This window comes from Formivibrio citricus (assembly GCF_900115065.1).
In the GTDB taxonomy this organism is placed as follows: Bacteria; Pseudomonadota; Gammaproteobacteria; order Burkholderiales; family Chitinibacteraceae; genus Formivibrio; species Formivibrio citricus.
The window spans coordinates 79,415-105,833 of record NZ_FOVE01000010.1 but is presented as its reverse complement, the minus strand read 5'-3'; the positions used below and the strand labels follow the sequence as shown (position 1 = coordinate 105,833).

Genomic DNA, 26,419 nt, shown 5'->3' with positions numbered 1-26,419 from the left:
CATGGGTGGCGAGTTCGGCGGCTTGCCGGGAGTTGCTTTCGGTTTCCCGGGCGCTGGAGGAGATGTGGCTGATGCTGACGGTCATCTGTTCCACTGCAGCAGCCGTGGAGGCGGTGGCTTCGGAGGTCTGCTGGCTGCCGCGGCTGATCTGTTCGGTTTCTTCGGTCAGTTGCTGCGAGGCAGTGGCGAGCGTAGTGGAGGCCTGGTTGAAGCGGGCGACGATGTCGTGCAGCCCTTGCTGCATGACGCGCATGGAGCCCAGCAGGCTGTCGGCCTTGCCGTGGGCGTCAATGCTGCGCGAGAGGTCGCCGTTGGCAATGCCTTGGGCGATCTCGGCGGCGTATTGCGGTTCGCCCCCGAGCTGACCGAGGATGCTGCGCATGGTGCGGATGGCGAGTAGGCCAACCAGCCCGAGCAACAATCCACCTACGACCACCATTTTGAGTGCCTGATTCCAGAATAATCGATCAATGTCGTCCGTATAGAACCCAATACCGGGAATCCAGCCCCATGGTTCGAACTTGATGACGCCGTTCAATTTGGGGTACAAGGTTTTGTCCGCGCTGCCGGGGCGGGCGGTATACGACAGAACAAAAGCCTTGCCATCCTTGCTGCTTGCCAAACCTTCCCTGATGACTTGAACCGCCGTGCGTCCATCCGGCAACTTGGCCCCCGGATCTGGCTTGCCCACGCGCTTGGGGTCAGCATGGAGAACAAAGGAATCATCCGTCATGCTGCGAACGAAGTAATAGGAATCACCCACCCTCTGGGATGCCAATGTCTCTTTGGCTCGCGCCTGCGCCTCTTCCCGCGTCAATTTCCCGCTGGTCTCCTGGGCATGAAAATGCTTGAGCGAGGCATTGGCAAACTCCAGCAATTGACCGATCTGCGCCCGACGCTCTGCATGCATGCTTTCGCGCATTTGGTATAAACCGCCAACCGCCATCACCGCCATCCCCAGCAGCGCCGCGGCAACGATAATCAAAATACGGGTTCTCAATTTCATGGCGCCCACTCCTCAAAGCAATATAATTATTTGATTTTTATATAAAAATAGATTAAATCCGCTCTTTGCCATCGCGGGCACTTGCTATATAAGCAAATACTAATATATCAGTGCCGCGACGAAACGAAAAACGCTGGCTCATGCCTAATGCCGCTCACTTAAGGATTTTTACGCGCCTACGGGGTTCCCTGCGATGCTCGGCGCCTTCCAGGGCGGGGTGTGCTGCATGCCGCGCTGTTCAAGAAAAATGCCGCTCACTTGGCTTCAGTGAACGGCATTACTGGCTCATGCCAGCGTTTTTCGTTTCGTCAAATCCATCCCGTTAAAGCCTGAACCTCGCCGCCGCCTGATTAAGCTCGCGCGCCAGCTCATCCAGTTGCCGCACCTGATCGTGCGCAGCCTGCACGGCGGCGTCGGATTCTTCGACCATCTGGGCGATGCGTTCGACATTGCCGGCAATGCTGTTGCTGACCTGGCTTTGTTCCTGCGCAGCGTTAGTGACTTCGCGAGTCTTTTCCAGCGTGGCGCGGGCGCCGTCGTTGATGTCGCGCAGGGCCTGGGCGGCCTTTTCGGCGAGTTCGACACCGAGCGCCACCTGTTGACGTACAGCCTCCATCCGAGCCGCCGCGGTATCTGTGTCGCCCTGGACAGCGTGGATGGTACGGGTGATGTCCTGGGTTGCGCCACCGGTACGCTCGGCGAGTTTGCGCACTTCGTCGGCGACGACGGCGAAGCCTCTTCCCTGTTCGCCGGCGCGGGCAGCTTCGATGGCGGCGTTGAGTGCGAGCAGATTGGTTTGATCGGCGATTTCCTTGATGACGGCGCTCATGCTGTCAATTTCGCGTGAGCGTTCGACCAACCCCCGGATAAGATCGGCCGTCACCGTAATATCGCTGGCAGTTCGATTGATTTCAGTTGAAGCCTCCTTGGCCCGCTGTTCGCCTTGGGAAGCCAACTCGTTGGCTTGTCGGGAGTTGCTTTCGGTTTCGCGGGCACTGGAGGAAATATGACTGATGCTGACGGTCATTTCTTCAATGGCCGCCGCTGTGGATGCCGTGGATTCAGAAGTCATCCGGCTGCCCTGGCTGATCTGCTCCATCTGTTCGCTGAGTGCCCGGGAAGAACTCGCCAGCATCGCGGAAGCCCTGTTAAAGCGCTCGACCATATCGTGCAACCCTTGTTGCATGACGCGCATGGCACCCAGCAGGCTATCGCTGCGCCCTTGGGTATCGATACTGCGCGAGAGGTCGCCATTGGCAATAGACTGGGCGATTTCGGTGGCGTATTGCGGCTCGCCCCCGAGCTGGCCGAGGATGCTGCGCATGGTACGGATGGCGAGAACCGCCACGACCGCAATCAGGATGCCCCCGATAACCAGCATCTTGATAGCATCCGCCCAGAAAGCTTTTTCAATATCGTCGGTGAAAAAGCCTATCCCCGGCATCCACCCCCACGGCTCGAACTTGAGAACACCATTCAATTTCGGATACAAGGTCTTGTCGGCGCTGTTAGGCCTTGCGGTCTGGATAACGATAAATGCCTTGTTGTTCTTGCTCTTGGCCAGCGCGTCCCGATAGGCTTGGGCCGAGGTTCGCCCATCCGGCAACTTGGTGCCGGCATCGACCTTGCCCACCCGGCTGGCTACGGGATGGTGAATCAGAATGTCTTCGGTCATGCTGCGAATGAAGAAATAATCGTCACCTTTGCGCTGCGCGCCGATGGCCTCCCGGGCTCGGGCCTGCGCTTCCTGTCTTGTGAGCTTTCCGCTGGTTTCCAGGCCATGGAAATACTTGAGTTGCGCTTCGGCAAAATCCAGCAATTGGGCAATCTGTGTTTCGCGCTCTTCCAGCAGGCTCTGACGCAATTGAAGCAAGCCACTCGCCCCCATCACGATCATTCCAATCAGGGCTGCTCCCACGATAATCCAGATGCGTGTTTTGAATCGCATGGCCTTTCCCTCCGAGATTACCTGCCTGAATCAGGCATTTTTGTCGTGAATTACTCCAGCTTAGACCAGTAATCGGGCAAAATACGGGCTCTAATGAACCACCGTGGAAACAACATGACCGGTCTGACCTCCACCCAACTCAAAAGCCTGAAGAAACTCTATGCCGGCAAGGTGCGCGAACTGTACGAGATCGACGAACGGCGCATGCTGATGATCGCCACGGATCGGCTCTCCGCGTTCGACGTGATCCTGGCCGAGCCGATTCCGGAGAAAGGCAAGATCCTGACTGCGATTTCCAACTTCTGGTTCGACTTTTTCAAGAACATGATTCCCAGCCACTTCACCGGCGAAAAGCCTGAAGACGTGGTCAGCGCCGAAGACCTGCCGCAAGTGGAAGGCCGCGCCGTGGTCGCCAAGCGGCTGAAACCGGTTCTGGTGGAAGCCATCGTACGCGGTTACGTGGCAGGTTCCGGCTGGAAGGAATACCAGCAAACCGGGACGATTTGTGGCATTGCACTCCCGGCCGGCCTGCGGGAAGCCGACAAGCTGCCCGAGCCGATCTTCACCCCTTCGACCAAAGCCGCGATCGGCGACCACGACGAGAACATCTCCTTCGAGCAATGCGAACGCATCCTCGGCGCCGATCTCGCCGCGCGCGTTCGCGATGCCGCACTGATGCTGTACAAGGCCGCAGCGGAATACGCGGCCACGCGCGGCATCATCATCGCCGATACCAAGTTCGAATTCGGTCTGGATGCGGATGGCACGCTGTGCCTGATGGACGAAGCGCTCACCCCCGATTCCAGCCGTTTCTGGCCGGCGGACAGCTATGAAGCGGGCAGGAATCCGCCTTCCTTCGACAAGCAGTTCGTGCGCGACTGGCTGGAATCCACCGGCTGGAACAAGCAGCCGCCGGCTCCGGCACTGCCGCTGGAAGTCGCCGAAAAAACGGCAGCTAAGTACCGGGAAGCGCTGGAGCGGCTTACCCGTTAACATCAAGTGCAAAAATCGACAAAAGGCCGGAACATTCCGGCCTTTGTCTTTTTCTTGGGGCCGGTTCAACCAGGAAGCTGTTCTAATATTAGAGAGCAAGTTGCCCTCCCCCGGAGCTTTCCATGTTCAAGCGTTTGCGCGCGCTCATTTTCGGTTCAAAGGCACCGGAGCCGTCCACAGGAACGGCCACGGCCGCCCGTGCTGCGGACGAGCCTGCCAGCTTCACCCCCGAAGCGCTCTCGCATCTGCTTGCGGTAGAAACCGTCGTCGACCGGAATGGCCGTTCGGCCGGAAAATTCATCCGCTTGCGGCAACACGGCGCACATCCGCACGTTTCCGTACATTCGCTGCACGAAGACGCCATCCTGCTGGAATCCATCCATCGCTTGCTGGCCCCGTTTTGCACCTCCGATAACCGGATATTGCTGGTCGAGCTGGGTGCAGCCAGCCTGCCGCACCCGATCATGGACGAACTCGCCGCCTGCAAGGCCGTGCTGCTACTGGCGCCTGGCGGCCTCAAGCCCGATACGCTGCAGCGATTGCAACAACTGAAAACCGAAGGCTTGCGACTTGCGCTCTGTTTGCCTTGCAGCTGGCCGCAAGAACTACTGGCACTGGCCGACGGCTTCGCATTTTCTTTCGATGGCCATACCCCTGTCGAGGCCGCAGAGTTCGTTGAAACCTCCCGACGCATCTCTCCCAAAGCCTCGCAGATCGTCATCGACATCGGCTGGCGCGAAGAATATGCCTGGTGCCGCAGTATCGGCTGCCATTACGCAGCCGGCCGATTATTCCGCAACCCGGATTGGCCGGACGAACCGCTCGATCCCGGATTCGTCCATGTCCTCGACATTCTCAACAAGGTACGTCAGGAAGCGGAACCCGCTGAGATCGCACGGGCCATGAAATCCGACCCCCTGCTGAGTTTTCGTCTGCTGGCACAGGCCAACTCGGCATCCCAGGGATTGGCGCACAAAGTGGAAAGCATTGAACAAGCGGTCGTGGTGGTGGGACGCTGTCGGCTTTATCGCTGGCTGGTTCTGCTGCTCTATGCCAAGGGCAAGCACCCGGAAGAAGGGCTGATTCTGCAAGAAATGGCGCAAGTGCGCGCCGAACTGATGGTGAGGCTGGGGGCTCGTTATTTGCCGGGCGAAGACGAAGGGCTTTATCTCACCGGCCTGTTTTCAATGCTGGAACCGCTGATGCAACGGCCGCTGGCACGCATTCTCGCCGATGTCGACGTCCAGACTCAGGTACGCCAGGCATTGCTGGAGAATTCCGGTCCCTACGCACCTTTCCTGGCGCTGGCCGAAGCGGCGGAACAGGCCGAACCGCCCTCGCGCGATCTCCTGGCGGCTTGCGGCATCGCGCCCCACGATTTCAACCGTTGCCTGCTGGATACCCTGATCGACACCGAATCGGCCGAGCAGGAAACCATCGAGCGGGTTTCAACTTCCCCCCGGTGCGTCTGATCCGGGTTCAACAGACTTTCGCGGCACACGTCTTGAGGTTGCGAACAGCATCTGCCATCCCGCCACCATCCATGACCCGGCGGTAGCCCATTTTTTCCAGCGCCTCCCGCGCTATCGCCGAACGGCGCCCGCTACGGCAATACAGCAGGATCGGCCGATCCACGCTCGCCCCCGGCACGGCGCGGATTTTCCCGGCGATCTGTTCATATGGAATATTGATGGCTCCATCCACATGCCCGGCGGCAAATTCGGCAGGCGTTCGCACATCGATCACCAGCGAGGTTTTGACGCCGTTGAACATCCAGTCCCCCGCCTGTGCCGACAGGCAAAACAGGGACGCCAGTATCGTCAGGCATATGCGCTTTCTCATTTCATCCCCTCGAATCACCGGAACAAATCAAATAGCAACTTGGTCAGCAGCGTCAATGCCAACCCAAGAAACAGCCTTCTGACCCACAGGTTGCCGCCCTTGAGCGCCAGTCGCGTCCCGACCTGCGCTCCGGCGATATTGGCCAGCCCCATCGGGATAGCGATGCTGTAGAGCACCAGCCCCGCCGGAACGAAAAATGCCAGCGCAGCGAGGTTGGTCGCCAGATTGACGACCTTGGCACACGCCGAAGCGCGCAGGAAATCGAAATGAAAGAAGCGCACGAACAGGAAAATCAGGAAGCTGCCGGTACCCGGCCCGAAAAACCCGTCGTAGAAACCGATACCGGCGCCGATCAGCAGGCCGATACCCAAGTCGCGCCGGGTCAGGGGGCGGCCGGCATCTTCCTGGCCGAACTGCGGCTTGAACCAGGTATAGGCCAGCATCACGACCAGCAGCACGATGACCAGCGGGCGCACAGCCTGCGCAGACAGCAAATGCACCGCCCGCGCGCCAAGATAGGAACCGCAGAACGCTGCCGCAGCCGCAAACAGCACCATCTTCCAGGGCAACTCGATTCGGCGCGCATAGCGCCAGGTCGCCGATGCGGTGCCCATGATCGAGGCAAATTTGTTGGAACCCAACAAGACCGCAGGAATTTCACGCGGCAGGATCGCAAACAAGCCGGGCAACTGTATCAGACCGCCTCCGCCTACCGCCGCATCGATCAACCCCGCCATGAACGCAATGGGCAAGAGCAGCAACAATTCATGAGACATGCGAATCAACCAGCCAATCGGAAAAGCGGGGAGTCTACTCCGGGAAAAGCCAGTGGAAAACGAAAAAAAGCCCGGCCAAAGCCGGGCTCAGAGGCATGCACTTGCTGCTATTGCGACAAGTGCATGGGAGGAGCGAATTATTCGACGCGCTCGCCGTGCTGGGTAAGATCCAGCCCTTCGCGTTCTTCCTCTTCCGGAACACGCAGGCCAAAGACCACATCGACCGCCTTGAGGATGACGAAAGTCAGCACGCCGGAGTAAACCACGGTGAACAGCACGCCCTTGAGTTGCAGCAGCACGTTGCCGTCGACACCGCCGATATCCTTGACGGCGAAGAAGCCGGTCAGGATGGCGCCCAGGATACCGCCGATGCCGTGTACGCCGAAGGCGTCGAGGGAATCGTCATAACCCAGGATGTGCTTGAGGTGAACAGCGGTCCAGAAGCAAACCGCGCCGGAGAGCAGACCGATGATCAGAGCACCCTTCACACCGACGAAACCGGCAGCCGGAGTGATTGCCACGAGACCCGCCACGGCACCGGAGATGATGCCCAGAACGGACGGCTTGCCCTTGTTGATCCACTCGGCGAACATCCAGGACAGCGCTGCTGCTGCACAAGCCACATGGGTCACGAGCATGGCCATGCCGGCACGACCATCGGCCGCCACGGCGGAACCGGCGTTGAAGCCGAACCAGCCCACCCACAGCATCGCGGCACCAACCAGCGACAGCACCAGGTTGTGCGGCATCATGGATTCCTTGCCATAGCCCACGCGCTTGCCCATGACGAGTGCACAGACCAGACCCGCGACACCGGCATTGATGTGCACCACGGTACCACCGGCGAAATCGAGCACGCCCGCAGCCGCCATCCAGCCACCCGGTTCCCAGACCATGTGGGCCACCGGCACGTAAACAGCCAGGAACCAGACGGTCATGAAAGCCAGCATCGCGGAGAATTTCATGCGCTCGGCGAAGGCGCCGCAAATCAGCGCCGGGGTGATGATCGCGAAGGTCATCTGGAACATCACGAACACCGATTCCGGGATCGAAGTTGCAAGGTGGCTCACGGACAGCTTGCCGGCTTCCTTGAAGAAGGTCACGCCTTCAAGCATCACGCGCGAGAAGCCGCCCAGGAACGAGCCGCCCGGCGTAAACGCCAGCGAGTAGCCGATCACGACCCACAACACGGTCATCAGTGCGGTGATCGCGAAAGACTGCATCAGTGTGGCCAGCACGTTTTTCTTGCGGACCATGCCGCCATAGAACAGCGCCAGACCCGGAATGGTCATGAACAGCACCAGGGCCGTGGAAATCAGCATCCAGGCTGTATCGCCGGAGTTGATGTTCTTGGCTTCGGTTTCAAACGGTGCGGTCGGGGCCGGAGCAGCGGCAGGCGCGCTGGCTGCCGCGGTATCGGAAGCGGTCACGGCAGAAGCGGTTACAGCCGCGCTGGCAGGCGCGGATGCATCGGCAAAGCACGGCGCCGCCAGTGTCATCGCACCAAACAGGGCGATCAGGGCTAGCAATTTTTTCATCTTGAGGTTCTCCTTTGATTATCTTTTCGCTCAGATGGCCGCATCGCCGGTTTCGCCAGTGCGAATCCGGACAACGTGCTCCAGGCTGAAGACAAAGATCTTGCCGTCGCCGATCTTGCCGGTATTGGCAGCCTTCTCGATGGCTTCGATGGTGGCTTCGAGCTGGTCATCGGTGATGGCCACTTCGATTTTTACCTTCGGCAGGAAATCGACGACATACTCGGCGCCCCGGTACAGTTCGGTATGCCCTTTTTGACGACCGAAGCCTTTTACTTCGGTCACGGTCAGGCCGTGAACACCGACTGCAGACAGCGCTTCGCGGACTTCATCCAGCTTGAACGGCTTGATGATCGCGGTAACGAATTTCATGGAAAGACTCCTTCGCAAAGATGGATAACAAACGCGCACCGTTCATTGAGCATAAAGCATGCCAGACCTCAAAAAGGCTGTTTTCCAGCCATTCCGGCCCGACCGGGCGGGGGTTTGCACCATCCCTGCGCTCCGCAAACCTTACGCACCGACACGACGCACAACTATGGTGCTCTCCTATCAGGGAAATCCCGTAAATCGGTTGGTTGGGTAAACGCGCGTTTCTGATAAACTGAAAATAGAACCACCCAAGGAGTCTTGTCATGCTGAAAGAAAAGTTTTTCGATGAAATCGCCGGCAAGATTGCCGCAGCCATTGCCAACAGCCCGGCCAAGGACGTGGAAAAGAACGTCCGCGCCATGATGGCCAGCGCCTTCACCAAGCTGGATCTGGTCACCCGCGAAGAATTCGAGATCCAGCAAGCCTTGCTGGTCAAATCCCGGGAAAAACTCAGCGAGCTGGAAAGCCGCATCGCGGAACTGGAAAGGAAAGCGGGCGGAGACAACCCTCAGGATGCCCTGTAAAGAAAAAATTTGTGCCGGGGTGAACTTTCACAGTTTTCTCCGGTCATCAATCTTGTAATAATTGAATCACCCTCCGAAGGGGAGTAGCTCACCGGCGCAAGCCGGATTCATGGTCGTCACTTCGAGGCATCGCCTCCGGCCATGTAGACAATCCAGATTGTCGAGCAAGACCTTTGCCGCACCGGATATCCGGAAGCACCGGCACAGGTTGCCCCTCTTCCAATATCCGGTGTCTGAGGTTTTTTTACTCAAGCCAAGGAGCCGGACATGGAACTCGTTACATCCTTCTTCACCGCCGATTTTTTCTCGGCACTTCTCGCCATCATCGTCATCGACCTGGTTCTGGCAGGCGACAACGCCATCGTCATTGCCCTGGCGGCGCGCAATTTGCCGGCGCACCAGCAAAAGAAAGCCATTGTCTGGGGCACGATCGGGGCCATCGGCGTACGGGCGCTGATGACGCTGGCCGTAGTCTGGCTGTTGAAAATCCCGGGGCTGTTGCTGGCCGGCGGCGCGGCGCTGGTCTGGATTGCCTTCAACCTGCTGGCGGACGCCAAGGACGAACATCATGACGGTCAACAGCACGCCAGTCTCTGGAGCGCCATGAAAACCGTGATCATCGCCGATGCCGTAATGGGGCTGGACAACGTACTGGCCGTTGCAGGCGCTGCTCATGGCAGCTTCGCGCTGGTGGTCATGGGCTTGCTGATCAGCGTGCCGCTGGTGGTCTGGGGAAGCAGCATGGTCCTCAAACTGGTCGAACGCTTCCCGTTGATTACCTATCTGGGCGCGGGGATTCTGGCCTGGACCGCCGCCAACATGATCGTCAGCGAACCGCTGTCCAAAGCCTTCTTTGCCGAACATCCCTTCATCAGTATCGGCCTTTATGCCCTGATCCTGGTGGCCGTGCTGGGCGGTGGCCATCTGGCCAAGCTGCGTACCGCAGCAACTCGCTCCAGCAAGGCCGTCTCGGAAATCCGTCTGGTCAAATAAAGGATCGACCGCCGGTACACACAAAAAAATTGGCGCTGCTGTTCATCCGAACAACAGCGCCAAAGTTTATTTGAAATGCGAAGCCGGCCGGTAAGCCGGGTTCTGTGCGGCGGTTACCCGCCGTGACAGCCATTCCTCTAGGCCCAGTGTTGCCACTGGGCTCCAGCAACACACCCGCAAGCTCGGTGGGCCACGTCAACGCTTGCTGCTTGGTCTTGCTCCGAATGGGGTTTACCCTGCCGTCCGTGTTGCCACGTCCGCGGTGCGCTCTTACCGACAGGCTTGCGCCTGCTCCTCTTGCGAGGTACACCTTTTCACCCTTGCCTGATCCCACTACCGAAGTAATGAGCCATCGGCGGTTCAGCTCTCTGTTGCACTTTCCGTCGCCTCGCGGCGCCCGGCCGTTAGCCGGCATTCTGCCCGATGGAGCCCGGACTTTCCTCCCCCCGCCAGAGGCGGGCAGCGGCTGTCTGGCCTGCTTCGCGGAACGGATTATCCGCCCGATTCGCTCTCCAGGGCAAACGGCAATCCCGTGAGGCGTGCCAGCTCCTCCGCCTTGGCCTGCGCAGCGGCAATCTGCGCCACCGTCGCCCGGTAACGTGCGAATACCAGCGGCGGCACGCCATCCTTGCCCTTGAACAGCAGCCATACGCTGTCCCGGCCGAACAAGCCCGGTTCCTGGTCCAGCGCGATTCCGGAAAAATCGCCGACGACATGACACTGGCTCCAGATTGGGGCCACTCCAAACAGGCAATACCGGCGCTCGATATGGCTGGCGGTCACGCACTGTTCGGAGGGGAATGCCCAGAGAACAGCACCCAAGGCCAGCATGGAATACCAGAACAGGCCGAAAAAGTGGTTTTCCAGTTGCGGATTTTCCAGCAGCGGCAGGCCCCACCAGGCGGCAAATGCCAGCCCGGCCCCAAACAGCCACCAGGCCGGCTGGCCTGCGGTGCGATGAACGATGACGGTCATGTCAGACGCCATGCCATCGTTTCGCCCGCGCGCAGCGGAACCACGCTATGCGAGCCGAACGGGTATTCGGCCGGCACAGTCCAGCTTTCCTTCGCCAGAGTCACCGTGCCTTGGTTGACCGGCAAGCCGTAGAACGCCGGGCCGTTGCGGCTGGCGAAGGCTTCCAGCTTGTCGAGCGCGCCGGCAGCATCGAACACCTCGGCATACAGCGGCAGCGCGGCGTGCGCGGTGTACATGCCGGCGCAACCGCACGGCGCTTCCTTGGTGTGCTTGGCATGCGGCGCGCTGTCGGTGCCGAGAAAGAACTTGCTGCTGCCGCTCGTTACCACTTCTACCAGCTTGCTGCGGTGCGTTTCGCGCTTGAGCACCGGCAAGCAGTAATGGTGCGGGCGCACGCCGCCCTGGAACAGCGCGTTGCGGTTCATCAACAGGTGATGCGCCGTCACGGTCGCAGCGACATTGGCCGGCGCGTTCAGCACAAATTCGGCCGCTTGCGCGGTGGTGATGTGCTCCATGACGACCTTGAGCTGCGGCAGGCGCGCGATCAGCGGTTGCAGCACGGTTTCGATGAACACGGCTTCGCGGTCGAAGACGTCGACCGCCGGATCGGTGACTTCACCGTGCACCAGCATCGGCAAGCCCATTTCGGCCATCTTTTCCAGCGTCGGCATCACCTTGTCGAAGCTGGTCACACCGCTGTCCGAATTGGTGGTTGCCCCGGCCGGATACAGCTTGAGCGCATAGATGAAACCGCTGGCCTTGGCTTTTTCGATCTCGGCAGGCGGGGTGTTGTCGGTGAGGTAGAGCGTCATCAGCGGCTGGAAATCGCTGCCGGCAGGCAGGGCGGCGAGGATGCGCGCGCGGTAGGCTGCGGCATCGGCTACGGTCAGCACCGGCGGGCGCAAATTGGGCATGATGATGGCGCGGGCGAATTCGCGCGCCGAATGCGCTACCACGCTGGCCATCAGCTCGCCGTCGCGCAGGTGCAGGTGCCAGTCGTCGGGACGGGCAATCGTAAGGGTCTGGGTCATGGTCAGCGCTTCCTGATGAGAAAAATGAATCGGTCGGCTTCCTGCCACTGTTCGACCAGGTCGTTGCCGGTTTGCTTGCAGAAAGCCGCAAAATCGGTCGGCGTGGCGGGATCGGTGCAGGTTACCTGCAACAACTCGCCGCTTTGCATGGGCGCGAGCGCTTTCTTGGTGCGCAGGATGGGCAAGGGGCAATTCAGTCCGGAAAGATCGGTTGCCTGGTTTGGCTGCGGGCGGGCGGGCATGGGAAGCTCTCACAAACGGTCCGCAGCTATTTTACCCTGTTTGACGGGCTTGAATCACGGCGCGACAAGCCCTAAGCTCCGCACATTGTCCAGATGGAAATGAACCATGTTGCCTCGCCGTCTTGTCTGTCTGACCCTTTTTCTTGCAACAGGCTTGGCCTGTGCCGCCAACAAGGAAGAAAGCGATGTCTCTTCCTGGATCAAGCGCGACAAGGAAAACGCGCCGCCGCCCCCGGAACAGGAATTCACGCTGCCGGATCTTGCCAAACTCAAGGAATGGCGTGCCTACAAGATCGGCAAGAACATGGGGGAAAACCGCGTGGAAATCGCCGCCGACTCGGTCACCGTCGGCAAGGACGATATCCTGCGCTATGCCGTCGCCATCGTCACGAAAAGCGGCGTACGGAACGTATTCTTCGAAGGGCTGGATTGCTATTCCGGCCGCTACCGTAACTATGCGTGGGGAACAGCGGAGCAAACCTGGAAGAACACCGAAGGGGTCAGATGGAAAGTCGCCGATCTCGGCGTGCGCAATGCCTGGCAAGGCGAGCTGATCAAGGATTTCTGCAGCTTCAATGGCGGGTCTTATCCAGCCAAAACCATCGTCGACGTACTACGGGGCGGCGAGTTACCCCAGAAATTCAAGTAACCCATCTGTGAAAAACAAGACCCCTTGTCATCGCCGATGCAAGGGGTTTTTACTATCCGGAAGAGCCGGTCAGAGGATGATCAGATTGTCGCGATGGATCAATTCCGGCTCGTCAATATAGCCGAGAGCCGCCTCGATGCGGTCGGTTGGAAGCCGCAAGATGCGGCGGGTTTCATCGGCACCGTAGTTGATGAGGCCGCGCGCGATTTCCTGCCCGGATTCGTCGATGCAACTCACCACATCGCCGCGCAGGAACTCGCCATCGACCGCCGCCACACCGATCGGCAACAAACTGGAGCCCTGCTGCTGCAGTGCCCTGACCGCACCGGCATCCAGCGTCACGCGCCCCTTGAGCTGCAGATGGTCGGCGATCCATTGCTTTTTGGCTGCCAAAGGCGAAGTCTTGGCTACCAGTTGCGTGCCGATCGATTCACCGGCCGCCAGACGGCACAGCACGTCCGCCTCGCGTCCGCAGGCAATCACCGTCGCCGCACCGCTGCGTGCCGCGCGCTTGGCCGCCAGAACCTTGGTCAGCATGCCGCCTGTACCGACACTGGAGCCGGCGCCGCCGGCCATCTCTTCCAGCTCCGGCGCCCCGGCTTCGGCTTCGGACACCAGCTTCGCCGCCGGATCCTTGCGCGGGTCGGCGGTAAACAGACCTTTCTGGTCAGTGAGGATGATCAGCGCATCGCCTTCGATCAGGTTGGTCACCAGCGCGCCCAGCGTATCGTTGTCGCCAAACTTGATTTCGGCCGTGACCACCGTATCGTTTTCGTTGATGATCGGGACCACGCCCAGATTGAGCAGCGTCAGCAGCGTGGAGCGGGCGTTGAGATAGCGGGTGCGGTCGCTGAGGTCTTCATGGGTGAGCAGCACCTGCGCCGTGTTGAGGCCATGGGCACGGAAGGCGCTCTCGTAGGCTTGGCACAGGCCCATTTGCCCGACGGCAGCCGCAGCCTGTTTTTCGTGAACCGCCGAGGGCTTCTCCTTCCAGCCCAGCCGCGCCACGCCTTCGGCAATCGCGCCGGAAGACACCAGCACCACATCCTTGCCCTGCTGGCGCAGGCGCGCAATCTCGGCCGCCCAGCGCGACAGGGCATGCAGGTCCAGCCCCTTGCCGTCATTGGTCACCAGACTGGAACCCACCTTGATCACAATGCGGCGGGCGGATTGGATGATGCTTTGCGCCATGTTTTGTCCCCGAATAAGGCCCCCATTATAGCGGGAATAGGTCTACGGCAAGCTCGCGGGATTTTGTCGCAAAACCTACACTACACTGCTGGACGATTGGCCGAAATCCGCTCTAGCCATGCACCCGGACGCAGTGTAATCTTCGCCGGAATAACGAGTTACCGGATTTATTTCCATGACCGCAGCACAGCCCGGCTCGCCCTACACCTTGCAGCAGATCCTTGATCTGGCGCTGACCGCCGGAATCCTTTCCCACCAGTCCGGCGGCGATACCGCCCGCACCAGCGCGATCATTCGCCGGGTAGCCACCATATTGGGTGCGCAGAAAGCCGATACGGTGATTTCCTCGATCAACATCGGCGTGACCGTGGAAAAAGACAACCTGCGCGAAACGGCCTTTCGCAAGGCCCCGCACATGGGTGCCAATTTCAGCATGCTCACCGCGGTCGAACATGCGGTTTCCGACATGGAAGAAGGCCGCATCGATATTGCCAATGCCGAAGCCGTTTTTGCCGAGATCGCCAAAACGCCGCTGCTGTACCCGCGCTGGCTGGTTTCCGCACTGGTCGGGCTGGCTTGCGGCGGCTTTGCCGCGCTCTTCGGCGGCGACGTTGCGGCTATTCTCTGCACCACGATCGGCAGCGGGCTGGGCATGGCCCTGCGGCTTTTCCTGCACAAACGCCATTACGTGCCGTTCATGTTCGCCACCGCATCCAGTTTCGTCGCCATGCTGGTCACCGGACTGCTGGCGAAGCTCGTGCAGACTCCCGCGTCCGAAGCGGCGATGGCCGCCTCGGTTCTGTTCCTGATTCCGGGCGTACCGTTCATCAACGGCGCAGCGGATCTCTTCCACACCAATTACCTGAACGGCATGGTGCGAATCATGATGGGCGTGGTTTTTGTCATCGGCATCGGCGTCGGCGTCAGCCTGGCGCTGCGCCTTTTGTGAGGATCGCGCCATGAATGCCTGGTTGCTTGAACTCTGGGCCGCGCCGGCGGCATTGGGCTTTGCGCTGCTGTTCAACGTTCCCAAACGTTCGCTCGTGGCCTGCTGCACGCTCGCGGTGCTCGGCCATGCCGTGCGCAAGGGGGTCGTCGACTTCGGGGGCGACATCGTGCTGGGCAGCCTGTTCGGCGGCATGGTCATCGGCTTCGCCGCCCTGTGGTGGGCCTCACGCCACCGCATGATTCCCACCGTGTATTCGATTTGCGCCGCGATTCCGATGGTGCCCGGCACGCCGATGTACAAGGCTGTCCAGGCCCTGTTGAGCATTGCCAACCTCACCAGACTGCCAACCGACGCCGCCCACAGCGTGGCACAACAACTTCTCGTCGAGGCGGGTGTTAACGGCGTGAAGGCCTGCCTGATCCTCGTGGCACTGGTATTCGGGATTGCGTCGCCGATCCTGTTCATGCCGCATCGAAGAGATTAAGGTAGGCGAGCGAGCCAAAGCAGGAGCGGGAAGGCCGGCGAATGTACTGATGGGTGCATGAGGATTCCGAGCGCCGCCCGCCCCCCAGATGCAAAGGCGCAGCCGCCTACCTCATTTCAATTCAAAAACGACCGTCTCTTCCAACTCGGCCTCCGCCGGCTCGCCTTGGCGCAAGGCGGGCTGGCAACGCCAGCGGAGCAGGGTTTTGCGCGCGGCATCATCCAGGCGCCCATAGCCGCTCGATTGCATCACTTTCACCGAACGAACCACGCCATCCGTTCCGATCAGCAAACGCAGCCTGACTTGGCCTTCTTCGCCCAGCGAACGGGAAATTGCCGGCAATTCCGGCTTGGGGTCGCGCCGGCAAACCGGGGGGCGGGTCACGCCTGGAGCAATTTTCCCGTAGCTTGCAGCGCTGGTTGAAGACGGAGACGGTATCGTGGTGCCCGTGCCTTCAGTCACAAGCACTTGAGAAGACTCCGGCCCGCTCGGCAAAGGCAGTAATGGGGGAGAAGAGGGTATGGATTTGCTTGTTATCGGCTCGGGAGCCGCCTTGGCGCGCCCTCCAGCGGGGGCGGCGGGAACCGAAAGAGGCTGCATGGTAGATCGTTGCAGCCAGACTTCCGGCAGGGACGGAGATTTTTCCGGCTTGGACTGGAAAGGGAAGGGCAGCGACAGCAGCAGCAGATGCAGCAAAATTGCTGCAAGTGCGGCCAAAATCAGTCGCCCCGCTCCGCGCATCAGCGATAGTGCGTAGGATCCGGAACACCCGCGGCTTCAAAGCCGCTCTTGCGCAGTCGACAGGAATCGCAGACCCCGCAGGCCCGGCCCTGATCGTCGGCCTGGTAGCAACTGACGGTCATTCCGTAATCCACGCCAAGCGCCACTCCGCGCTCGATGATCTGTGCCTTGGTCAGGAAAATCAGCGGCGTATGGATGTGCATGGGCGCGCCTTCCACTCCGGCCCTGGTTGCCAGCCGCGCCATGACCTGGAAGGACGAAATGAACTCGGGCCGGCAATCCGGATAGCCGGAATAATCGACCGAATTCACGCCGATGAAGATATCCGACGCTCCCAGCACCTCAGCCCAGGCCAGCGCATAGGAAAGCAGGATGGTGTTGCGCGCCGGAACGTAGGTCACCGGGATCGCATCGTCCTTCACGCCTCCCGTCGGCACGGCGATGCGCTTGTCGGTCAGAGCCGATCCACCGAATGCCGCCAGGTCGATATTGACGATGCGGTGCTCCACGGCCCCCATCGACTTGGCCAAACGCGCCGCGGCTTCAAGTTCGGCGTTATGCCGCTGCCCGTAGTCGAAGGACATGCAATAGAGTTCGAACCCCTTGCTTTTTGCAATCGCCAGACAGGTTGCAGAATCCAGCCCGCCCGAAAGCAGGATCACGGCTTTTTTCATGAAAAAATCCTTTCGAACCAAATGGTTTGGTTTTCGGCAACACTATACCCCAGGCCGGTCGCCCCAGAGTACTTTATGCAACTGCACCTGCATGCGCACCGGCAGATGATCTTCCAGCACCCACTGCGCAAGATCAACCGGAGGGAGGGTTTCCCAGACGGGGGACAAGCTGACCGGCGCAAGCTTGAAAAGCTCGCGCTCAAGAATCAGGTCACGTGCCCATTCGTAATCACCGCGACCGCACAGGACCAGCTTGATTTCGTCATGCGGTGTCAACAAAGCCAGATTTTCCCAGTGCATCTTCGCGGCCTCGCCCGAGCCCGGCGTCTTGATGTCGACAATACGCGAGACCCGCGGATCAACCTTATCCACCGGCAAAGCGCCGCTGGTTTCCAGGCTGACGGAGTAGCCGGCATCGCACAGCGCCGTGAGAAATTCCGGCGTTGCGGCTTGCACGAGCGGCTCGCCCCCCGTCACGCAGACGTAGTGCGCGCGGTAACCGGCCACCGCAGCCAGTATTTCGGACAAGGACAGGGACGTCCCGCCGTTGTAGGCATGCTTGCTGTCGCAATAACCGCAACGCAGGGGGCATCCGGTCAGGCGCACGAAAACCGTGGGCAGGCCGATGCGGCTGGTTTCGCCCTGCAACGAATAAAAGATTTCGCTGACGCGAAGGGAAGGGGGCTTTTTCACGGGATTCTCCCTACCGGAATACAGTCCAGCGGAAACAAAGCGGCGCCGGAATTTCCCGACGCCGCGGACAGGCACATGAACGTCAACAGAGCCTAGTTGGCCATCAAGGCTTTTTTCGCGGTAACCGCGGCTTCCGATTGCGGATATTTTTCAACGATCAGCAACAGGTACTTGCGGGCACCCTTCTTGTCCTTCTGCGCCATGGCAACCGAAGCCAGGCCCAGCAGCGCATCCGGCGCACGCGGATCGTCCGCAGCCTTGTTGGCGACCTGGCCAAATGCCTGGTTGGCTGCCTTGTAGTTCTTCATCGCTGCATGGCCGGCACCCATCCAGTACAACGCTTCGGCATGCTTGGGGCTATCCGGATTGTCCTTGGCAAATTTGGCCAGGATGGCGATGCCTTCCTTGTTCTTGCCGCTTTTCACGAGCTTGACGCCGGCATCGAGCTGCTTCAGTTCGTCGGCCTGGCGCTCGGTCTTCGCTTTTTCCTCTGCCTGCACGGCCTGCTGCTTGGCCAGTTCGATATTGCGCACGCGTGTATCCAGATCGACATACAGATCCTTCTGGCGCTTGACGGCCTCATCCTGGTTGAACTGCAGCACCTCGATCTTGCCTTGCAATCCGGCAAGATCTTCGCGCAGTTTTTCCAGCTGGTTCAATAGTTCGATGCTCTGCTTGCTGACGGCTTCAAGCTGCGTGAGGCGCTCTTCAGTCTTCTGCGCCTGGACGCGCAGTTCGTTGATCTGCTGGCGCGCTTCGTCATCCGAGAAGAAAGCAGCATGGGCAGAAAATGCCATGCCGGCCAAAACAATCGCTGCGATTCGTTTCATATACTAGTTCTTCCAGAAGAACGGGCTCCGCGCGTTTGCTGCAGGAAGCGGATCCTGCAGCCACGCGGTGGAGCCCGTCAGTCACCCCCGCCACTCAGGACGGGGACGTTTCCCGCTCGGCAGAATTACTGCTTCGGGAACTTGGCTTCGCCGGAGTAAACGATTTCGGTACGGCGGTTCTGAGCCCAGGCAGCTTCGTCATGGCCTTGGGCGACCGGGCGCTCCTTGCCATAGCTGATGGTTTCAACCTTCTTGGCATCCACGCCATAGGCGGTCTGCATGGCCTTCTTCACCGCATCGGCACGGCGCTGACCCAGCGCCAGGTTGTATTCGGCAGTGCCGCGCTCGTCACAATTGCCTTGCAGGGAAACGCGGGCAGCCGGAGTGGCGTTGAGGTAACCGGCATGAGCCTTGATCAGGGCAGTGAATTCTTCCTTGACGTTGTACTTGTCAAAGTCGAAGAACACGTTGCGCTGCGACAGGATGTTCTTCGGATCAGTCAGCGGATTGTACTTGCCGGCAGTATCGGCACCGGACTTGTCTACGACAGCTTGGGTCTGCGTCGTCGGTTGTTGCTGGGTGGCTTGTTCTGTCGTCTGCTGGCTGGCGCAGGCGGCAAGCAGGCTGGCAACCAGAAGGCTGAGGCCAATCTTTTTCATCATTCACTCCTTGCTAATTTGAGTTATAAAAGTTCGATCAACACAACCGGGCCACATTCGCAGCCCTTTTTCCAAAGGCCGCGCTTACTTCAGCAGCGGCCCCCACGCCGGCTGTCGAACCTCGCCGGCCAACGCCCGCAGGCGCTGTTTCACACGACCATCGCTCGATACTACCGCGAGAGAGCGCTTACGGTCTACCACAGCTTCGTACAGGATCATGCGCCCGTTCGGGGAAAATGACGGCGAATCGTCATCCGGCGTATCCGTCAGTACCATAACCTGTTTTGTAGCTACATCCATGACCGCCACGCGGTAAGCCCCGTTGTCGCGGGCCACGAAGGTCATCAGTTTTCCGTCCGGCGACATCTTGGCGGAGGCATTGTAACCACCGGTAAAAGTCATGCGTTCCGCACCGTTGCCGAGAATCGACTGGCGGTAGATTTGCGGGCTGCCGCCGCGATCCGAAGTGAACAGGATTGCCTTGCCATCCGGCGTCCAGGAAGGCTCGGTGTTGATTTCGCCGCCAAAGGTCAGGCGCCGCGCCGCGCCACCGTGGGCATTGATGAGATACACATTGGTTCCGCCGTCCTTGGTCAATGCCACGGCAAGCTGGCTACCGTCCGGAGACCAGGCCGGGGCGGAATTGTTGCCCCTGAACGCCGCCACGGCCACGCGCCGGCCGCTTTGCAGGTGATGGGTAAACACCACCGGTTTTTGCTTCTCGAACGAAACATAAGCCAGCGTCGAACCGTCCGGAGACCACTTCGGTGTCAGGATCGGCTCCTTGGAAGTCAGGATCGTCTGGGCGCCGTAACCGTCGGAATCGGCCACCTGCAATTCGTTGCGACCGCCATGCTTGATCACGTAGGCAATGCGTGAATTGAACGCACCCGGCTCACCGGTGATTTTTTCGTAAATCATGTCCGCGATCTGGTGTGCCGTGCGCCGCAATTGCTTGGCTTGCGCCGTAACTTCCATGGCGATCAACTCGCGGCGGGTCGCTGCTTCAAGCAACCAGAAACGGATCTTGTACCCGTCTGCGGCCTGGCCGACTTGGCCCACCAGCACCGTTTGCGCGCCGCGCGCCGCCAGGGCTTGCGAATTGACCTCGGAGGGCTGATAGGGAACGGGCGCCATGTCGCCAGCGTTGATGACGCGGAACAAACCCGACAGGTTCAGGTCATTGCCGATCACCGAAGTCAGCGACTGGGGCAAGCTGACTTCGCCCCGGAAGGGGGCGATGGCAATCGGGTATTGCTGGCTGCCCACGCCCACGATCTCGATCGCGATGTCGGCACGGGCAGCGCCCGTCAGCAACGCCATCGAAACCAGCAAAAAACGGAACCATTTCATGATTTGCCCTACCCTCATTCTCATTTTGATTACAACTTGCATTCCCGGATGTCTTCGCGCGCACAGAAGGTCAGTGTCCATTCGCGCATGCTGCTGAAGGATTTCCCTCCCGGCAGGGGCGGGAATTTCTGCGTCGTGATCACCGCCCGCCGCGCCGCTTCCGCATAGGCCGGATCGCCGCTCTTCTTGACGACCTGTGCTTCCCGCACCGTGCCGTCCGGCAACAGGAACACCTTGACCTGGGCTCTGGAGTCCGTCTGCTTGTTGCCTGCATAAACCGTGTTCGATTTGATCAGCCGCACGACCTGACCCAGATAATTGTCGCCCGGTCGGCCACCACCGCCAGCCCCGGCTCCCGCATTGTTGGTCACTGCCTTCGGATTGGTTCCGGTGCCGCCCGGCCGGCCGTTGGGGCGCGCGTCCCTGGCCTTGCTGAGATTGGCCAGATCCAGCAGCCCTTCCATTCCCTGTTCGGCCGGCTTTTTCTTTTCCGGCTTCTTCTCGGCCTTGACCGGCGAAGCAGGTTGGGGCTGCGGCTTTTCCTTCGGCTTGGGTTTGGCCTTTTCCTGGACGATATCCGGCTTCCTGACCGGCTCCGGTTCGGGTTCCGGCTCCTTCACCTTGGGCTGCGGCTTGGTTTGCTGAACCACCACACGCTCCTGCGCGGGCGGCGGGCCGCCCCAGAGTTCGACATCGACGGATTCGACACGCTGGGTGCGCCATTGCACCGAAACGAACAGGAACACGACCAGCAACAAATGCACCGCAAGCGCGAGCACGAAGGAGACCCCCCTTCGTTCGTCGCGCTCAAAAAAACGGTGTTCGTCGATTGCCTGCATGGTTATTTCGGCTGTACCAGCAGCCCCACCCGTGCAACGTTGGCTTTTTTCAGCGCATCCATCGCATTGATGACCAGTTCATAGCGTACCGACTTGTCGGCTGCAATCACTACCGGACGCTCCGGCTGCGCCGTAAGTTTTTCCTGCACGGCAGCAACCAGCGCCTTGGCATCGGCCAGCGGGCGGGTATCGCTTTTGTCGACCAGCTTGAACAGACCGTCCGCACCGATTTCCACGCGCAGCGGCGTAACATTGGCTTCGCGATCGGCCTTGCCCACGGTGGGCAGGTTGACCACGCCCTGCTGCATCATCGGCGCAGCCACCATGAAGATCACCAGCAGCACCAGCATCACGTCGATATAGGGAACGACGTTCATCTGGCTCATCGAACGGCGGGGACGACGGGACATGACCTGTCCTTAACGCGCCGCCTGGCGCTGCAGGATGTTGGAAAATTCTTCCATGAAGGTATCGAAGCGATTGGCCAGCTTGTCGACATCGTGGGAGAAATGGTTGTAGGCCACCACCGCCGGAATCGCGGCAAACAGGCCGATCGCGGTCGCAACCAGCGCCTCGGCAATGCCGGGAGCGACATTGGCAAGCGTGGCCTGGCCGACGTTCGCCAATCCGCGGAAAGCGTGCATGATGCCCCAGACCGTGCCGAACAGACCGACATACGGCGAAACCGAACCCACGGTCGCAAGGAAGGAAGTGTGGGCATCAAGATGATCGAGCTCGCGCTGACAGGCGGCGCGCATCGCGCGGCGCGTACCTTCCATCACGTTGGACAGCTCCATGCTGCCGCGCTGGCGCAGCTTGAGAAATTCGGAAAAACCGGCGTGGAAGATTTTTTCCATGCCCTGTCCGCCGTTCTTGTGCCGGACACCTTCGTACAGGCCATTCAGATCCGCGCCGCTCCAGAAGCGGTCCTCGAAATCGTCGGTATCCCGAAGTGCGTGGCGGATGGTGAAGAACTTGCTGAAAATGTGCCACCAGGAAAGGAAAGAAAGCAGCAGCAACAGCGCCATGATGAGCTGCACGACGAGACTCGCGTGCAGCACCAGATTCAGAATGGAAAGATCCTGCGATCCTGCGGAAACATCCACGGTATTTTTCTCCCTCTTGGCCAGAGCAAGGCCGATATTGTAGTCCTGTCAGCGACTACACTTCTGTAACCGCCTGAAACAAGCTCAGTTTTCGAACAATCCACCCGCGCCGCGTGGTTCCAGCCCGAAATGCCGGTACGCCGCCAGCGTCGCCACCCGACCGCGCGGGGTACGCTGCAGCAAGCCTTGCTGGATCAGGTACGGCTCAAGCACATCCTCGATCGTATCGGCCGCTTCGCCGATCGCTGCCGCGACGTTGTCGAGCCCAACCGGGCCGCCATCAAACTTGTCGATCACCGCTCCCAAGAGCTTGCGATCCATCACGTCGAGCCCCGCGTGGTCGACATCGAGCATCGACAGTGCCGCATCGGCAGTTTCACGCGTCACCACACCATCGGCGCGCACTTCGGCATAGTCACGTACACGGCGCAGCAAACGGTTGGCGATGCGCGGCGTGCCGCGCGAGCGGCGCGCGATCTCGAAAGCCCCTTCGGGAACGATCTTCACTTCCAGCAACGCGGCCGAACGCTCGACGATGCGGGTCAGCTCCTGCGGCGTGTAGAACTCCAGCCGTGCCACGATGCCGAAACGGTCGCGCAACGGATTGGTCAGCATGCCTGCGCGCGTGGTGGCGCCGACCAGCGTGAACGGCGGCAGGTCGAGTTTGACCGAGCGCGCGGCCGGCCCCTCGCCGATCATGATGTCGAGCTGGAAATCTTCGAGCGCCGGGTAGAGGATTTCCTCGACCACGGGCGAGAGGCGGTGGATTTCGTCGATGAACAGCACGTCGTGCGGTTCGAGGTTGGTCAGGAGCGCAGCCAGATCGCCGGCGCGCTCCAGCACCGGTCCGGAAGTCTGGCGCAGGTTCACGCCCAGTTCGCGCGCGACGATGTGCGCGAGCGTGGTCTTGCCCAAGCCCGGCGGGCCGAACAACAGCACGTGGTCGAGCGCTTCGCCGCGCTTTTTCGCCGCTTCGATGAAAATCTGCAATTGCCCGCGCGCCTTTTCCTGGCCGACATATTCGTCGAGCACCTTGGGGCGCAAGGCGCGCTCCTGCGCTTCTTCGTGCGACGAGAGTTTCTGCGCCGTAATCAGGCGCTCGGGCGGGGAGGAGGAGAGGGAATCGGTTTCGATCATCGCTTGTTATACCTTGGCCAGCGCCTTGAGCGCCAGCCTGATGCCATCGTTCACGCCCGCATCTTCCGGAACCAGCTTCAAGGCCGCAGCGGCTTCGCGCTCGTTGTAACCGAGCGCCAGCAGGGCGTGCAGGATATCCTGGCGCGGGGAGGGCGCAGCCACAGGCAAGGCTTTGCCGACGGCAGGAACACTGGCCGACAGGCTGCCCAGTTTGCCGCGCAGTTCCAGCACCAGCCGTTCGGCGGTCTTCTTGCCGATTCCCGGTACCTTCGCCAGTCGCGCCGTATCTTCGCCGGCAATCGCCAGCGCCAATTCGTCCGCATTCATGCCGGAGAGGATCGCCAGCGCAATCTTGGGGCCGATACCGGAAATCTTGATGAGTTCGCGGAAGGTATCGCGCTCGCTACGCGTGGCAAATCCGAACAGCAGGTGGGCATCCTCGCGGATGGCCTGGTGGATATACAGCGTCGCCTGCGCACCCAGCGCCGGCAGTTCGTAGAACGTACCCATCGGCACATCGACTTCATAACCGACGCCCTGTACATCGAGCACGATCTGTGGGGGCTGCTTTTCGATCAGGGTGCCGCTCAGACGACCAATCATGTTTAGAACCTTGGGAGTGGGAATAGGGAGTGGGGAGTGGTGTGGTTTTTTCCACTCCCAACTCTCCACCCCCTGCTCCCGGATTTAATCAGGCCAAGCGGCCGCGCTTGATGCTCAAGCCATGCAACGCCAATTGCTTCATCGCACCGCTGCCATGCTGGGCATGCGTCAGCGCCACGGCAAGCGCATCGGCCGCATCAGCCTGCGGCGCGCCGTTCAGGCGCAACAGGCGCTGCACCATGTGGCCAACCTGCTCCTTGTCGGCATGGCCGTTGCCCACCACCGCCTGCTTGACCTGCAGCGCGGTGTATTCCGCCACCGGCAAACCCGCCAGTACCAGCGCCGAAATCGCCGCGCCGCGCGCCTGACCCAGCAACAGCGTCGATGCCGGGTTAACGTTGACGAAAACCTGCTCGACTGCGGTCTGGTCTGGCCGGTAGGTTGCCACGACCTCGGCAATACCTTCCAGAATGACCTTGATCCGGCCGGGAAGATCGCCGCCCGCAGTTTTGATGCAGCCCGACGCAACATACGAGCGGTTCTGCCCGGTTACGTCGATCACACCAAAACCCGTGACGCGCGAGCCGGGGTCGATGCCGAGGATGCGCATCAATTCTTCAAACCCAGCGTATCGCTGCGGCCAAAAATCCAGGTGCGGGTAATAACCAGAACCGTGGCCGGCTTGCCCGATGCGTCCACCATGTCCTTGGGCAGATCAGGGAATTTTCCTGCCATGCGCAGGATGCGCAGTGCTGACTGATCCAGCTCACTGTTGCCCGAGGAACTGTCGATAAAGGCATTGATGAGATTGCCTTGGGCGTCGATTTCCGCCGTGACCCGCATCTGGCCACGCAACTTGTTGCCGCGGCCATCGACCGGATAAGCGTAGGTGCCGATTTTTTCGATTTTCTGCAGCCAGGAATCCAGCCACATGGCAACGCTGGTCTGCCGCGCCCGTGCACCGACAAAAGCCTTGCGGGGCCTTTCCTGGTAGGCGTTGTAATCTTTGCTGATCTGACCTGCCACTCCGGTCAACTCGCGCACTTGCTGCCGAAGTTGCTCCGGATCAAGGGCCTTGCCGTCGTTCGCCTTCGGGTTTGGTTTTTCCTGGCTGCGCAGTTTTCTGTCGGCACGCAGCTGGGTCATCAATTGTTCCTGGCGGTTTTCCAGCGCTTTTTGCTGCTCTACTTTTTGCTGGAGAACAGGATCCTGATTGTCTGCCGGTAATGGCGACTTGGCACGGGCCTGTGCATCGGTATTGCCGCCCGCATCCAGATTAGCCTGCGCCAGCACATCCGCCTTGGCGGGTGCGGACAGGGTTTTCAGGTTCACCAGAGCGACTTCCAGCGGCTCGGCGGCAGGATTGCGTTTCGGCACAGGGGCCATGAAACGGAGGCCAAAAATGGGAATGGCATGGGCGAGCGCGGATAAAAGCGCGGCGGTCACCATGAAACGTTGTGCCCGGTCCATCGTCAACGAAAAACTCTTTTTACAATCAGGCGAGTGTAGCACAGCCGTCGCAGTATGGTCGGCAGATGCGCTCGGCGGGCATTGCATTAGCGGTTCGACAAGCCTACTGTTCATATACAGGGGGTCTTGCTGTGTTGCATTACGGCAGCAAGTTAGATTAAGCTGCCTCCCGCATTGGGCAAGCTGTTTTTTTTACGGAAATCGGCATTGACCGATTCGATGGAGCGAGACAAATCATGGCCAAACTCTCGGAACAAGACATCCTGAACTGGAAAGGTCCGGAAGACGATTACATGAATCCGGATCACCTGGCATTTTTCCGGGATAAACTTCTTCAGATGAAGGAAGAATTGCTGGCAAACGCCGACCTGACCAGCCAGCACCTGCAGGAGCAGGAAGCCACACCCGATCCTGCGGACCGCGCCACCCTGGAAGAAGAATACGCTCTGGAACTGCGCACCCGTGATCGCGAACGCAAGCTGCTGCTCAAGATCGACGCAACCATCCGCCAGATCGACGACGGCAACTACGGATATTGCGCCGATACCGGCGAACCTATCGGCTTGGCCCGCTTGGTGGCCCGCCCGACAGCTTCGCTGTCACTGGAAGCTCAGGAACGCCGCGAACGTTTGAAGAAGCAGTTCGCAGACTGATTGTGGTATCCGGCTGGTTGCGCTGACAGGCGCATGCAAAACGGCGGGCTTTGGCTCGCCGTTTTTGTTTTTGCATTGCACTATTCACTATTTCTCCGCGTTTGCGCCATCTGTCAATAGCGGATAACCTATATGACTTTCATTTCCCAGC

The 26,419-nt window shown here is 60.1% G+C and carries 31 protein-coding genes and 1 other RNA gene; 8 read left to right on the top strand and 24 right to left on the bottom strand.

The genetic code is table 11. From position 1 onward, the window contains the following. Both BMZ36_RS08245 and BMZ36_RS08240 read right to left on the bottom strand, forming a co-directional pair. A partial coding sequence (locus BMZ36_RS08245; protein WP_143086008.1) for a cache domain-containing protein occupies window positions 1-1,006 on the bottom strand: 1,006 nt, incomplete at its 3' end. A gap of 322 nt (window positions 1,007-1,328) precedes the next feature. Continuing rightward, complete coding sequence (locus BMZ36_RS08240) at window positions 1,329-2,954, bottom strand: methyl-accepting chemotaxis protein (RefSeq protein ID WP_091194349.1); 1,626 nt, start codon at window positions 2,952-2,954, stop codon at window positions 1,329-1,331. A 114-nt stretch (window positions 2,955-3,068) separates the two neighbouring features. Between BMZ36_RS08240 and BMZ36_RS08235 the strand changes: the two genes are divergently transcribed. Together BMZ36_RS08235 and BMZ36_RS08230 are read left to right on the top strand one after the other, a co-directional pair. Then, a complete protein-coding gene (locus BMZ36_RS08235; protein WP_091194346.1) occupies window positions 3,069-3,947 on the top strand; it encodes a phosphoribosylaminoimidazolesuccinocarboxamide synthase in 879 nt (292 codons plus the stop codon). Between the two features lie 122 nt (window positions 3,948-4,069). Next, the gene (locus BMZ36_RS08230) at window positions 4,070-5,419 is read left to right on the top strand and encodes an EAL and HDOD domain-containing protein (protein WP_091194344.1); all 1,350 of its coding nucleotides are present in this window, start codon (window positions 4,070-4,072) and stop codon (window positions 5,417-5,419) included. Window positions 5,420-5,426: 7 nt separating this feature from the next. On the opposite strand, the gene BMZ36_RS08225 is transcribed toward BMZ36_RS08230, so the two are convergent. The 4 genes from BMZ36_RS08225 to glnK form a co-directional block, all read right to left on the bottom strand. Next, entirely contained in the window at window positions 5,427-5,789 is a 363-nt protein-coding gene (locus BMZ36_RS08225) for a rhodanese-like domain-containing protein (protein WP_091194342.1), read from the bottom strand. A 14-nt stretch (window positions 5,790-5,803) separates the two neighbouring features. After that, complete coding sequence (locus BMZ36_RS08220) at window positions 5,804-6,565, bottom strand: sulfite exporter TauE/SafE family protein (protein ID WP_091194338.1); 762 nt, start codon at window positions 6,563-6,565, stop codon at window positions 5,804-5,806. 137 nt (window positions 6,566-6,702) lie between these two features. After that, window positions 6,703-8,103, bottom strand: coding sequence for an ammonium transporter (locus BMZ36_RS08215; protein WP_091194335.1), 1,401 nt, complete (start codon window positions 8,101-8,103; stop codon window positions 6,703-6,705). 30 nt (window positions 8,104-8,133) lie between these two features. After that, window positions 8,134-8,472, bottom strand: a complete 339-nt coding sequence (glnK, locus tag BMZ36_RS08210) for a P-II family nitrogen regulator (RefSeq protein ID WP_091194331.1) — start codon at window positions 8,470-8,472, stop codon at window positions 8,134-8,136. A 263-nt stretch (window positions 8,473-8,735) separates the two neighbouring features. Between glnK and BMZ36_RS08205 the strand changes: the two genes are divergently transcribed. Beyond that, a complete protein-coding gene (locus BMZ36_RS08205) occupies window positions 8,736-8,996 on the top strand; it encodes an accessory factor UbiK family protein (RefSeq protein WP_091194326.1) in 261 nt (86 codons plus the stop codon). Between the two features lie 267 nt (window positions 8,997-9,263). Beyond that, window positions 9,264-9,989 carry a TerC family protein gene (locus tag BMZ36_RS08200; protein WP_091194322.1) on the top strand — a complete coding sequence of 242 codons (726 nt, stop codon included), beginning with the start codon at window positions 9,264-9,266 and terminating at the stop codon, window positions 9,987-9,989. Window positions 9,990-10,064: 75 nt separating this feature from the next. Here the strand turns inward: BMZ36_RS08200 and rnpB are convergent. The 4 genes from rnpB to BMZ36_RS08180 all read right to left on the bottom strand — a co-directional run bounded on the left by rnpB (window position 10,065) and on the right by BMZ36_RS08180 (window position 12,237). Then, window positions 10,065-10,471, bottom strand: an RNA gene (gene rnpB / locus BMZ36_RS08195) — RNase P RNA component class A. A gap of 10 nt (window positions 10,472-10,481) precedes the next feature. Next, a complete protein-coding gene (locus BMZ36_RS08190; protein WP_091194318.1) occupies window positions 10,482-10,964 on the bottom strand; it encodes a hypothetical protein in 483 nt (160 codons plus the stop codon). After that, window positions 10,961-11,995 carry a dihydroorotase gene (gene pyrC, locus BMZ36_RS08185; protein ID WP_091194315.1) on the bottom strand — a complete coding sequence of 345 codons (1,035 nt, stop codon included), beginning with the start codon at window positions 11,993-11,995 and terminating at the stop codon, window positions 10,961-10,963. The genes BMZ36_RS08190 and pyrC overlap by 4 nt, the downstream gene beginning before the upstream one ends. Window positions 11,996-11,997: 2 nt before the next feature. Continuing rightward, window positions 11,998-12,237 (bottom strand): sulfurtransferase TusA family protein, encoded by a 240-nt coding sequence (locus BMZ36_RS08180; RefSeq protein ID WP_091194309.1) that lies wholly within the window; start codon window positions 12,235-12,237, stop codon window positions 11,998-12,000. A gap of 106 nt (window positions 12,238-12,343) precedes the next feature. On the opposite strand from BMZ36_RS08180, the gene BMZ36_RS08175 reads away from it, so the two are divergent. After that, a complete protein-coding gene (locus tag BMZ36_RS08175; protein ID WP_091194307.1) occupies window positions 12,344-12,886 on the top strand; it encodes a CNP1-like family protein in 543 nt (180 codons plus the stop codon). Between the two features lie 69 nt (window positions 12,887-12,955). Here BMZ36_RS08175 and proB read toward each other — a convergent pair whose 3' ends face one another. Continuing rightward, window positions 12,956-14,077, bottom strand: a complete 1,122-nt coding sequence (gene proB / locus BMZ36_RS08170; RefSeq protein ID WP_091194301.1) for a glutamate 5-kinase — start codon at window positions 14,075-14,077, stop codon at window positions 12,956-12,958. Between the two features lie 175 nt (window positions 14,078-14,252). Between proB and BMZ36_RS08165 the strand changes: the two genes are divergently transcribed. Together BMZ36_RS08165 and BMZ36_RS08160 are read left to right on the top strand one after the other, a co-directional pair. Continuing rightward, a complete protein-coding gene (locus tag BMZ36_RS08165; RefSeq protein ID WP_091194298.1) occupies window positions 14,253-15,026 on the top strand; it encodes a threonine/serine exporter family protein in 774 nt (257 codons plus the stop codon). 10 nt (window positions 15,027-15,036) lie between these two features. Then, window positions 15,037-15,510 (top strand): threonine/serine exporter family protein, encoded by a 474-nt coding sequence (locus BMZ36_RS08160; protein WP_091194295.1) that lies wholly within the window; start codon window positions 15,037-15,039, stop codon window positions 15,508-15,510. A 111-nt stretch (window positions 15,511-15,621) separates the two neighbouring features. Here BMZ36_RS08160 and BMZ36_RS14535 read toward each other — a convergent pair whose 3' ends face one another. From BMZ36_RS14535 to BMZ36_RS08095, 13 genes are all read right to left on the bottom strand, one after another. Then, a complete protein-coding gene (locus tag BMZ36_RS14535) occupies window positions 15,622-15,978 on the bottom strand; it encodes an energy transducer TonB (protein WP_177187827.1) in 357 nt (118 codons plus the stop codon). 272 nt (window positions 15,979-16,250) lie between these two features. Then, entirely contained in the window at window positions 16,251-16,925 is a 675-nt protein-coding gene (queC, locus tag BMZ36_RS08150) for a 7-cyano-7-deazaguanine synthase QueC (protein ID WP_091194288.1), read from the bottom strand. Window positions 16,926-16,967: 42 nt separating this feature from the next. Continuing rightward, on the bottom strand, window positions 16,968-17,618 hold the full coding sequence (queE, locus tag BMZ36_RS08145; RefSeq protein WP_091194285.1) for a 7-carboxy-7-deazaguanine synthase QueE: 651 nt from the start codon (window positions 17,616-17,618) through the stop codon (window positions 16,968-16,970). A gap of 92 nt (window positions 17,619-17,710) precedes the next feature. Next, a complete protein-coding gene (locus BMZ36_RS08140; protein WP_091194282.1) occupies window positions 17,711-18,448 on the bottom strand; it encodes a YbgF trimerization domain-containing protein in 738 nt (245 codons plus the stop codon). A 125-nt stretch (window positions 18,449-18,573) separates the two neighbouring features. Next, a complete protein-coding gene (pal, locus tag BMZ36_RS08135; RefSeq protein ID WP_091194279.1) occupies window positions 18,574-19,110 on the bottom strand; it encodes a peptidoglycan-associated lipoprotein Pal in 537 nt (178 codons plus the stop codon). A gap of 81 nt (window positions 19,111-19,191) precedes the next feature. Further along, window positions 19,192-20,460, bottom strand: a complete 1,269-nt coding sequence (tolB, locus tag BMZ36_RS08130; RefSeq protein ID WP_091194276.1) for a Tol-Pal system beta propeller repeat protein TolB — start codon at window positions 20,458-20,460, stop codon at window positions 19,192-19,194. Between the two features lie 29 nt (window positions 20,461-20,489). After that, window positions 20,490-21,299, bottom strand: coding sequence for an energy transducer TonB (locus BMZ36_RS08125; protein ID WP_091194271.1), 810 nt, complete (start codon window positions 21,297-21,299; stop codon window positions 20,490-20,492). A 2-nt stretch (window positions 21,300-21,301) separates the two neighbouring features. After that, on the bottom strand, window positions 21,302-21,709 hold the full coding sequence (gene tolR / locus BMZ36_RS08120; RefSeq protein WP_091194267.1) for a protein TolR: 408 nt from the start codon (window positions 21,707-21,709) through the stop codon (window positions 21,302-21,304). 9 nt (window positions 21,710-21,718) lie between these two features. After that, window positions 21,719-22,405, bottom strand: coding sequence for a protein TolQ (gene tolQ / locus BMZ36_RS08115; protein ID WP_091194264.1), 687 nt, complete (start codon window positions 22,403-22,405; stop codon window positions 21,719-21,721). Window positions 22,406-22,489: 84 nt separating this feature from the next. Beyond that, a complete protein-coding gene (gene ruvB, locus BMZ36_RS08110; RefSeq protein ID WP_091194259.1) occupies window positions 22,490-23,542 on the bottom strand; it encodes a Holliday junction branch migration DNA helicase RuvB in 1,053 nt (350 codons plus the stop codon). Window positions 23,543-23,548: 6 nt separating this feature from the next. Continuing rightward, window positions 23,549-24,145 (bottom strand): Holliday junction branch migration protein RuvA, encoded by a 597-nt coding sequence (gene ruvA / locus BMZ36_RS08105; RefSeq protein WP_091194255.1) that lies wholly within the window; start codon window positions 24,143-24,145, stop codon window positions 23,549-23,551. An 88-nt stretch (window positions 24,146-24,233) separates the two neighbouring features. Beyond that, the gene (ruvC, locus tag BMZ36_RS08100) at window positions 24,234-24,755 is read right to left on the bottom strand and encodes a crossover junction endodeoxyribonuclease RuvC (RefSeq protein ID WP_091194252.1); all 522 of its coding nucleotides are present in this window, start codon (window positions 24,753-24,755) and stop codon (window positions 24,234-24,236) included. Further along, window positions 24,755-25,615: an energy transducer TonB family protein gene (locus BMZ36_RS08095; protein ID WP_177187826.1), complete on the bottom strand. Its 861-nt coding sequence runs from the start codon at window positions 25,613-25,615 to the stop codon at window positions 24,755-24,757. Before BMZ36_RS08095 ends, ruvC begins: the two co-directional genes overlap by 1 nt. Window positions 25,616-25,851: 236 nt before the next feature. On the opposite strand from BMZ36_RS08095, the gene dksA reads away from it, so the two are divergent. After that, on the top strand, window positions 25,852-26,268 hold the full coding sequence (gene dksA / locus BMZ36_RS08090) for an RNA polymerase-binding protein DksA (RefSeq protein WP_091194244.1): 417 nt from the start codon (window positions 25,852-25,854) through the stop codon (window positions 26,266-26,268). Window positions 26,269-26,419 lie beyond the last annotated feature (151 nt).

Coding starts and splice junctions, on each gene's coding strand:
- BMZ36_RS08240 (WP_091194349.1), bottom strand. CDS start 2,954: ATGCGATTCAAAACACGCATCTGGATTATCGTGGGAGCAGCCCTGATT.
- BMZ36_RS08235 (WP_091194346.1), top strand. CDS start 3,069: ATGACCGGTCTGACCTCCACCCAACTCAAAAGCCTGAAGAAACTCTAT.
- BMZ36_RS08230 (WP_091194344.1), top strand. CDS start 4,070: ATGTTCAAGCGTTTGCGCGCGCTCATTTTCGGTTCAAAGGCACCGGAG.
- BMZ36_RS08225 (WP_091194342.1), bottom strand. CDS start 5,789: ATGAGAAAGCGCATATGCCTGACGATACTGGCGTCCCTGTTTTGCCTG.
- BMZ36_RS08220 (WP_091194338.1), bottom strand. CDS start 6,565: ATGTCTCATGAATTGTTGCTGCTCTTGCCCATTGCGTTCATGGCGGGG.
- BMZ36_RS08215 (WP_091194335.1), bottom strand. CDS start 8,103: ATGAAAAAATTGCTAGCCCTGATCGCCCTGTTTGGTGCGATGACACTG.
- glnK (WP_091194331.1), bottom strand. CDS start 8,472: ATGAAATTCGTTACCGCGATCATCAAGCCGTTCAAGCTGGATGAAGTC.
- BMZ36_RS08205 (WP_091194326.1), top strand. CDS start 8,736: ATGCTGAAAGAAAAGTTTTTCGATGAAATCGCCGGCAAGATTGCCGCA.
- BMZ36_RS08200 (WP_091194322.1), top strand. CDS start 9,264: ATGGAACTCGTTACATCCTTCTTCACCGCCGATTTTTTCTCGGCACTT.
- BMZ36_RS08190 (WP_091194318.1), bottom strand. CDS start 10,964: ATGACCGTCATCGTTCATCGCACCGCAGGCCAGCCGGCCTGGTGGCTG.
- pyrC (WP_091194315.1), bottom strand. CDS start 11,995: ATGACCCAGACCCTTACGATTGCCCGTCCCGACGACTGGCACCTGCAC.
- BMZ36_RS08180 (WP_091194309.1), bottom strand. CDS start 12,237: ATGCCCGCCCGCCCGCAGCCAAACCAGGCAACCGATCTTTCCGGACTG.
- BMZ36_RS08175 (WP_091194307.1), top strand. CDS start 12,344: ATGTTGCCTCGCCGTCTTGTCTGTCTGACCCTTTTTCTTGCAACAGGC.
- proB (WP_091194301.1), bottom strand. CDS start 14,077: ATGGCGCAAAGCATCATCCAATCCGCCCGCCGCATTGTGATCAAGGTG.
- BMZ36_RS08165 (WP_091194298.1), top strand. CDS start 14,253: ATGACCGCAGCACAGCCCGGCTCGCCCTACACCTTGCAGCAGATCCTT.
- BMZ36_RS08160 (WP_091194295.1), top strand. CDS start 15,037: ATGAATGCCTGGTTGCTTGAACTCTGGGCCGCGCCGGCGGCATTGGGC.
- queC (WP_091194288.1), bottom strand. CDS start 16,925: ATGAAAAAAGCCGTGATCCTGCTTTCGGGCGGGCTGGATTCTGCAACC.
- BMZ36_RS08140 (WP_091194282.1), bottom strand. CDS start 18,448: ATGAAACGAATCGCAGCGATTGTTTTGGCCGGCATGGCATTTTCTGCC.
- pal (WP_091194279.1), bottom strand. CDS start 19,110: ATGATGAAAAAGATTGGCCTCAGCCTTCTGGTTGCCAGCCTGCTTGCC.
- tolB (WP_091194276.1), bottom strand. CDS start 20,460: ATGAAATGGTTCCGTTTTTTGCTGGTTTCGATGGCGTTGCTGACGGGC.
- BMZ36_RS08125 (WP_091194271.1), bottom strand. CDS start 21,299: ATGCAGGCAATCGACGAACACCGTTTTTTTGAGCGCGACGAACGAAGG.
- tolR (WP_091194267.1), bottom strand. CDS start 21,709: ATGTCCCGTCGTCCCCGCCGTTCGATGAGCCAGATGAACGTCGTTCCC.
- ruvB (WP_091194259.1), bottom strand. CDS start 23,542: ATGATCGAAACCGATTCCCTCTCCTCCTCCCCGCCCGAGCGCCTGATT.
- ruvA (WP_091194255.1), bottom strand. CDS start 24,145: ATGATTGGTCGTCTGAGCGGCACCCTGATCGAAAAGCAGCCCCCACAG.
- ruvC (WP_091194252.1), bottom strand. CDS start 24,755: ATGCGCATCCTCGGCATCGACCCCGGCTCGCGCGTCACGGGTTTTGGT.
- BMZ36_RS08095 (WP_177187826.1), bottom strand. CDS start 25,615: ATGGACCGGGCACAACGTTTCATGGTGACCGCCGCGCTTTTATCCGCG.
- dksA (WP_091194244.1), top strand. CDS start 25,852: ATGGCCAAACTCTCGGAACAAGACATCCTGAACTGGAAAGGTCCGGAA.